The following is a 4530-nucleotide window of genomic DNA, read 5'->3' on the forward strand; positions in this document are numbered from 1 at the left end:
CGACTGGGGGTGCGGGGGGGCGGGCAGCCAGGGGGCGTCCGCGTGCAGCTGGTCGGCGACCGGGGGCAGTTCATCCGGGGCCACCGCCCGCAGCCGCTGCCGGGGTGGCTGCGGGCGGGTCCGCAGCGGGGCGGCGGTGGCGCCGGCCGTCGCGGGGGAGAGGGGAGCGGCCGAGACTGCGGCGGAGGCCGCGGAGACCGGCGCTGGGGACAGGGAACGAACGTTGGTCATGAGGGTCAGCTCTTTCGCGCAGCGGGCGTCAAGTGGACGTCGTGCGCGCGGGCAGGGCTGGTGGCCGGGGAACCGACGTCCTGGCGGGACGTCGGGCAGCAGCGCAGTGAGCGGGCCCGCGCGTCAGAGCGCGCGACAACACTCACGGTCGAAGTGGTGCCCCTGGCGGGAAGGCCAAAACGGCTCAAGGTCGCTGCGACCTGTCGCGATGCTGTGGAGGCTGGCCATGCCCCTATTGAAGCAGACAATCCGATCGCGGTCCCCGGCTCGGTCGCAGGTCACCTCGCCGCCCGACCCCCTCCACGCGCCCCTTCGCACGCCGCTCCCACCCCCCAACGCAGCACTGAACAGAGCCTTCCGCCCCCACCGGAACCCCGACTCCGGGCCTGGTCACACGCCCCGTAGTGGCGTTGCTCACGGAGGGTATCTACGCGCGTAGGGGTTGCTCTGGGCGTTGTGTTGGGGCCCTCCGACGCCCCGTGGCCCGTTGCGGACGGCCGCATCCCTTCTTGTCGGCTTCTTGCTGACTTCTCGCCGGCGGTTCCCATTCGTCGCCTTCTGTTGGACCGGGGGAGGGGGGGGGGCTTGGGCTGGGGATGGGGTGTGGGTGCGCGGCTCGGGGCGCGGCTGGAGTGGGGCCCGACGGGGAGGGGGGCGGGTGCCGGGTGCGGGGCCGTGGGGGTGCGCGGCTGGGGGTGGGGCGTGGCACCAGCCCTCTCGCTCGCCCCCTCGCCCCCTCGGTGTCTCCGTCCCGTCCCCCGGCCCGCCGTCCGCTCCCGGCGCTGCGTTCGTCCGCTGTGTTTGTCCGCACTTTCCGGAGTTTCGTGTACGGGGGCTGGCTGGGGCGGCGGGGCGTGTTGTCGGGTTGGTGGGGGCGGGGCCGGTCGGGCCTGAGGGGCGCGCCGGGCCGGAAGGCGTCGCAGGGAGGCGGTGCGGGGAGGTGGCACGGGGCGGGGTGTAGGGAAGCGGTACGGGGGAGTGGTGCGGAGGGGCGGCGTCGGACAGCGGTGCAGGGCGGCCGGCATGGGGAAGTGGGGCGGCGCCGCGGTGCCGGGCGACGGCGTGGGGGAGCGGCGTGGAGGGGTGGCGGGTGCGGGGGAACGGCGTAGGGGTGCGCGTGGAGGGCGGCGTGCACATGGTGGGAATGCGGTGGAAATGGGGGGCGGGCCCGGCGCCCAGCCGTAGGTAACGCTCCGTCACCGTCTTGTTTCGGACATGCCGACAGCCTGTCGAACGCGTGCACTAGGGCCCGGGAATCGTTCCGACGCCCCATCAGTTCCCGTACAGAGAACGCTTCGAGGGGAGGGATCGACGGTGTGTGGTCATGTCGGCAGAGTGCCGGCGACCGGCAAAGTTTCCCCTTCGGGGCACTCCGCTTGTCAGTGCTGCCTGGCAACATGTCGACTATGACCACTGGGCTGGCGTCCCGCGCCGTGCGTGCCGCGACCTTCGCGGCCGTGTGCGTCGCCGCGGCGGCGGCGGGGCACGCGCTGGTGTCCGGCGCGGGTTTCTCGCCGCTGGCGCTCGGCAGCGCGTTCGCCGGCACGGCGTCGGCCGCCTGGTGGCTGGCCGGCCGGGAGCGCGGCGCGTTCGCCGTGACCGGTGCGACCGTGGTCACCCAGTTCCTGCTGCACCTGCTGTTCTCGCTGACCGAGCACCATCCGGCCCTGACCGCGGCGGGCGCCGCACCGGGCCGGATACCCCAGGCGGCGCACCCCGGCCACTCCCCGCCGGACGCCGCGGGCGCCGCCGCCTCCGTCGCACAACTCACCGGTGACGCCACCGCAGCCGTCCCGGTGGGCCCCGAGCACACCCAGTTGACCGGACTCGCCGGATTGTCGCCCTTCTGCCACGGCTGGGCCATGTTGCTCGCGCACGTACTGGCCGCCGTGGTGTGCGGTCTGTGGCTGTGGCGCGGTGAGCGCGCCGCGTTCCGGTTCGGCCGGGCGCTGGCCGCCGTCGTCTTCGTGCCGCTGCGCACCGCCTGGAGCGGCCTGGTCGCCGGTCCCTGGCGGCGGCCGACCCGCCGGCCGGCCCGGACGTACCGGGTCCGGCGGCTGCGCCAGATGTTCCTGCGCCATGTCGTGGTCGGTCGGGGGCCGCCGACCGGGGTCACCCTCGGCTGAACGCACCGTCACCTCGCGCCCGTGCAGCGCCCTGTGGTGGCGGGCGCATTTTCCGACGCCGGGACGCCCCCGCGAAGGCGTGCCCGTACGCGTTGGCTCCAGGCCCCGCGGTCCCTCGCCGTGTCCGTGCCGAAGCTGCCGTCGTGCCTTCGCCGGCCAACCGGCCCATCGGACGTGGCGGGGCGAGGCATGCGGTGCTGTCATCGCCGTCCCGCGGTCAGCCGTGGCTCGGCACACAGCCCCCACCAAGGACTCCATTGCGATGATTCCTGCCCAAGTACGGGCCTGCCCCGGGCCACCCCGCCCCGCGGACGACGAGGAGGTGACCGGTTGGGCGCTCGCAGCACGGGACGGCAACCCCGTCGCCGTCGAACGCTTCGTCCGGGCCACCTACCGGGACGTGTGGCGCTTCGTCACGCATCTGAGCGCCGACGTGCACAGTGCGGACGACCTCACGCAGGAGACGTTCCTGCGGGCGCTCAACTCGCTGCCCCGCTTCGCCGGCCGTTCGTACGCACGCACCTGGCTGTTGTCGATCGCCCGCCGGGTGGTCATCGACCGGTACCGGGCGGCCGCCGCCCGGCCGCGGGTGGCCGACGCCCCCAACTGGCAGTCAGCGGCCGAGGGAGCGCAGCCGTCCGGGCTGCCGGGCTTCGAAGAGGGCGTCGCCCTGCTCGACCTGCTCAACACCTTGGAGCCGCACCGGCGCGAGGCGTTCATCCTCACCCAACTGCTCGGACTGCCCTATGCGGAAGCCGCCGCCGTCGTCGGTTGCCCGGTCGGCACCGTGCGGTCCCGGGTGGCGCGGGCGCGGGAGGACCTGATCGCGCTGTTGCGTACCGCCGAGGTGTCCGGGGTGCCGATCGCGGCCTGAGCGGTGCGCCGCGTCAACGACGCCACCTGCGCCCCCCGCGCGGACCGCGTGGCCGCGCATCCGTACGCCGCGCCGAGTGAGCGCGTGCGACGGGCGCGAATACGACGCAGTGATCCGGCCACCCCACGTGGCCGGATCACGCGAGTTCTCGATTTCGGCCACCGGGGTATGCCCCTGGTTGTGGGGGGGGGGGGGGGGGGGGGCCGCGCGGCGCGGGGGGGGGGGGGGGCCGCCCCCCCGGCCGGGGCGGGGGGGGTCCGGGCGGGGGGTCCGGGGGGGGGCGGGGGGGGGGGCGCGGGGGGGCGCGCGGCCCCCCCCCCCCCCCCCCCCCCGCCATGGGTCCGCCGACTTCGCATGCTCGGCGTCGTCACCCCCTTCCTAGACTTTCCCGCTGACATTGCCGCACCTTTTCGCTCACCATCAGGAGAACGTTGTGACACCGGAGATTGAGAACGCCTTCGCCGAGATCCGTAGCAAGTACGGCTCCGACTCCATCGAGCGGGTGGAGGAGATGCTGGACAGCAAGAAGAGCGAGCGGCACCCGTTGCAACAGGGAGCCAAGTGGATCATGCCGGGGATTTCCCAGCAGCCGTGGCACGATGCGTACGGGCACGCCGAACACACCCCGTTCATAGAAGCCCTGGAGAAGAACCACGGGTCGATCAAGTCGGAGCTTGAGGCGACGTGGGCCGCGCGCCGTGAGGCATTCTCCAACTATGAGCACTACCTGACCCCGCAGGACGACTGGCAGGCCCTTTACCTGTACCGCACGGGCGGCCTGGTCGCGGAGGCGGCGACGGCCGCGCCGACCGCCTACCAGGTGCTCAAGGACTTTGCCGTCGACACCGAGAAGATTTGCCCGCTCCTTGAGTGCCATTTCTCCACGCTGTTGCCCGGCGCGGCCATCAAGCCGCACTGCGACCTGTGGAACTTCAGCATCAACCTGCACCTGGCGGTGGACATCCCGGAGGGGTGCGGGATCAAGGTCGCGGGCGAGACGCGCGGTTGGGAGGAGGGGAAGTGCCTGCTCTTCGACTACTCCTTCGAGCACGAGGCGTGGAACTCGGGCACCCGCCCGCGCACCTGCCTGCTGGTGGACCTCTGGCACCCGGACACCACCGTCCCCGAGCGGGCGGCGCTGGTGGTGCTCATCACCGAGATCCGCAAGTTGATGGGCGAGGGCTGAGTTCCTGACCCGGGGGGGGGGGGGGGGGCGGCGCCGGCCCCCGCCGCCCCGCCCCCCGGGCGGGCGGCGCGGGCGGCGGCGCGCGGGGGGCGCGGGGCGGGGGGGGGGGGGGG

General features: G+C 73.9%; 4 protein-coding genes and 1 pseudogene. 4 read left to right on the plus strand and 1 reads right to left on the minus strand.

Features of this window, described 5'->3' with window-relative positions; genetic code table 11:
* Positions 1-231, minus strand: a pseudogene (locus AAHZ94_RS28925) (hypothetical protein); the annotation flags it as partial.
* A 1406-nt stretch (positions 232-1637) separates the two neighbouring features.
* Between AAHZ94_RS28925 and AAHZ94_RS28930 the strand changes: the two are divergent.
* From AAHZ94_RS28930 to AAHZ94_RS28945, 4 genes are all read left to right on the plus strand, one after another.
* Positions 1638-2357 (plus strand): hypothetical protein, encoded by a 720-nt coding sequence (locus tag AAHZ94_RS28930; RefSeq protein WP_349996584.1) that lies wholly within the window; start codon positions 1638-1640, stop codon positions 2355-2357.
* 262 nt (positions 2358-2619) lie between these two features.
* Positions 2620-3231, plus strand: a complete 612-nt coding sequence (locus tag AAHZ94_RS28935) for a sigma-70 family RNA polymerase sigma factor (RefSeq protein WP_349996586.1) — start codon at positions 2620-2622, stop codon at positions 3229-3231.
* A 168-nt stretch (positions 3232-3399) separates the two neighbouring features.
* Entirely contained in the window at positions 3400-3681 is a 282-nt protein-coding gene (locus tag AAHZ94_RS28940; protein WP_349996587.1) for a hypothetical protein, read from the plus strand.
* Positions 3665-4417 (plus strand): aspartyl/asparaginyl beta-hydroxylase domain-containing protein, encoded by a 753-nt coding sequence (locus tag AAHZ94_RS28945; RefSeq protein WP_349996589.1) that lies wholly within the window; start codon positions 3665-3667, stop codon positions 4415-4417. Before AAHZ94_RS28940 ends, AAHZ94_RS28945 begins: the two co-directional genes overlap by 17 nt.
* Positions 4418-4530: the final 113 nt, after the last annotated feature.

This window comes from Streptomyces sp. HSW2009 (assembly GCF_040240285.1).
GTDB lineage: Bacteria > Actinomycetota > Actinomycetes > Streptomycetales > Streptomycetaceae > Streptomyces.